We start from the raw sequence: 2,737 nt of genomic DNA on the forward strand, positions 1-2,737 counted from the left end.
AGGGGGCGGTTGGAGTGGTGTTAGCTGTTGCCGAAGCATTGTCTGCATCTGGGTTCGTAACTTTCCTTTTCTCCGAGGAGTATCCGGGATGCTGATCCTGTTGTGCGGTAGGAGAAGCTTGCAGGCGCTCCGCATTGAACGCAGATCGCGTGAACTTTAGTGACATCTTCTGCTATAGCCATCAAGGCGGGCATCGGCCCGAAGGGTCTGCCCTGGAAATCCATATCGAGCCCGGCAATAATCACGCGGATTCCCCGGTTTGCCAGTTCAACGCATACTTCGGGGAGGCCTTCGTCAAAAAACTGTGCTTCATCAATTCCTACAACCTGTGTGTGGGTTCCAAGGAGCAGAATAGAGACGGAGTTCTCAACGGGAGTGGATTGAATGGAGTTTGAATCGTGGGATACAACTGCCGTTTCATCATACCGCGTATCGGTCTTCGGCTTAAAGATCTCTACGTTTAACTTCGCAATTTGCGCTCTTCTGAGCCTGCGGATGAGCTCTTCAGTTTTGCCTGAGAACATAGATCCGCAAATCACTTCAATGCTTCCTCTCGGACCCTCCTTTGACCTGAAATGTAGTTCGCTAAACAGCATATCCCTTTGAAGGGGGCTAATATCAGAATTAAATGCTACTTTTGGCAACCGAATTACCAACATAAATTCCAGTTCCATCATGATAAACAAAACAGAGTTATTCAAGAAAATAGGAGGGATTTTAGCAGAGTTAAATGATCAATATCAATATATCGCCGAAAATCCGGGTAGTCTGAACGAACTTGAACTTGAGCTGCTTTCTGCCAATGCAGACTTTCTTGCAGATCATATTAAAATTTTAAAGAAGTTAAGTGAGGCTAAAACAGAGAAGCCTGCAGCGGCAAGTGAACCGGTGGTGGTAACTGAAATGATTTTGACTCCTCCTCCTCCTCCCGTAAGCGATAGCTTTATACCAAAGGAGAAAAGTACACCGGAAGTGCCGTTCGTTGCTGAGGAAGAAAAGGCAAGGGAAGCTCCCGCAAGGCCTGCAATTGAGGAAGTTCAGGTGTTACCTGCCAGTAAACCGGTTTGGGAAGAGCCTGTAAGATCAGCTCCTGGTCCTGAAGTCAAAGTCTCCGAACCTGTAAAAGAGCCTTCAATTCCTGAGGTAGTTGTGCCTGTCAGACACGAACCGGAAATAAAACCAGTTCCGCAGGGCCAGGCTCCTGTGCGCACCCTGAACGATATTATTTCAGGACAGAAAGCTCAGGATTCAGTTGCCGGAAAATATACACATCAGCCGGTTAAAGACCTCAAGGCGATCATTAGCCTTAATGACAAACTGTTGTTCATTAAGGAGCTTTTCAACGGATACAGCCTTGCATATAGTGAAGCTATCGAAATTTTGAACAGGTTTGATTCATTTGAACCAGCTGACCATTTTCTCAAGTCGAATTATGCTGAGAAAAACAACTGGAGCTCCAAGGAAACAACGGTAGAAAAGCTGTACGAGATATTGCACAGACGATTTTCGGGTAACGTATAATTCCAGATCTGTTAGAGTACTCCCATCCTGTTAGAGTCGAGCTTTAGCAGGATAAACAGGAGTATGGTAAAACTCCACAATGATGATCCTCCATAGCTAAGGAACGGAAGTGGAATTCCTATGACAGGAACCAGTCCTATTGTCATCCCGATATTAATAAAGAAGTGGAAGAAAAAGATAGAGGCTACGCCATAGCCATATATCCTGGTAAATGATGAGCGCTGGCGCTCTGCAATATTTACAATCCGGAGTAGGAGAGTAAGATAAAGTCCAATTACGACTACGCTTCCTGCGAACCCCCATTCTTCTCCTACTGTACAGAATATAAAATCCGTACTCTGCTCGGGGACGAAATCATACTTGGTTTGAGTTCCCTGAAGGTATCCCTTGCCCCATAGGCCACCTGATCCGATCGCAATCTTTGATTGGTTCAAGTTATATCCCTGTCCCCTGGGATCGTTGATTTTTCCGAGTATAACGTCTATACGATTTCTCTGGTGAGCTCCTAAAATGTTCTGGTAAGCAAAATTGACGCTGAAAATGAACAGGATACAGCCTGTCAGGATGATCAGAAGAGGCACAATGAATCTCCTGCTCCTCCGGACCAGGATCATGATCAGGGCAGCAATGCCGACAAGTATTCCTATCAGCAGCAGTTTATTAAAAAGCAGCGTTAAAACAAAGAGCGCAATCAGGATTGCTCCTATGATCAGGATATAACCGGACAAACCTTCGCGGTAGAGTGCAAAAATAAGAGAGGTAAAGGTGAGAGCAGAGCCGGTGTCAGGCTGGAGCATAATAAGAGCAGTGGGAATGAGCAGGATGAGGAGGCAGATGCCAATCATTTTTAAATCGCTCATTTTCAGGTTGCTTGAGCTGATGTAATGAGCCAGTAGCAGACAAGTTGAGAATTTCGCAAATTCTGATGGCTGTAACCTGAAATTTCCGATCGGGATCCATGCCTGGTTTCCTCCGACATTTCTACCCACTATGAGGACCGCGATAAGCAGGAGGAGGGTGACACCGTAGAAAACCGGGGAAAATGTACTAAAGAACTTGCCATCGATGATCAGGATAATGAACCCGATGATCAGTGCCGCAATAATGAAGAAAAACTGTTTACTGTAGTTCGTGCTGAGATCTGTAAGCCCAGGATTCAGAGGATCGTAAACGGCGGCATGTATGTTAAACCAACCAATAGTACACAGAGCCAGAT

The 2,737-nt window shown here is 45.6% G+C and carries 3 protein-coding genes; 1 reads left to right on the plus strand and 2 read right to left on the minus strand.

The genetic code is table 11. From position 1 onward, the window contains the following. Positions 1 to 20: 20 nt before the first annotated feature. Positions 21 to 596, minus strand: coding sequence for a thymidine kinase (locus tag DDR33_RS14365; RefSeq protein WP_109416589.1), 576 nt, complete (start codon positions 594 to 596; stop codon positions 21 to 23). 79 nt (positions 597 to 675) lie between these two features. Here DDR33_RS14365 and DDR33_RS14370 point away from each other — a divergent pair, with 79 nt between their 5' ends. Then, positions 676 to 1,521 carry a hypothetical protein gene (locus DDR33_RS14370; RefSeq protein ID WP_109416496.1) on the plus strand — a complete coding sequence of 282 codons (846 nt, stop codon included), beginning with the start codon at positions 676 to 678 and terminating at the stop codon, positions 1,519 to 1,521. Positions 1,522 to 1,532: 11 nt separating this feature from the next. Here the strand turns inward: DDR33_RS14370 and rodA are convergent. Beyond that, the coding region (gene rodA / locus DDR33_RS14375; protein WP_202913744.1) for a rod shape-determining protein RodA at positions 1,533 to 2,737 on the minus strand (1,205 nt) is incomplete at its 5' end.

The sequence above is a fragment of the Pararcticibacter amylolyticus genome (assembly GCF_003130405.1).
Lineage (GTDB): Bacteria > Bacteroidota > Bacteroidia > Sphingobacteriales > Sphingobacteriaceae > Arcticibacter > Arcticibacter amylolyticus.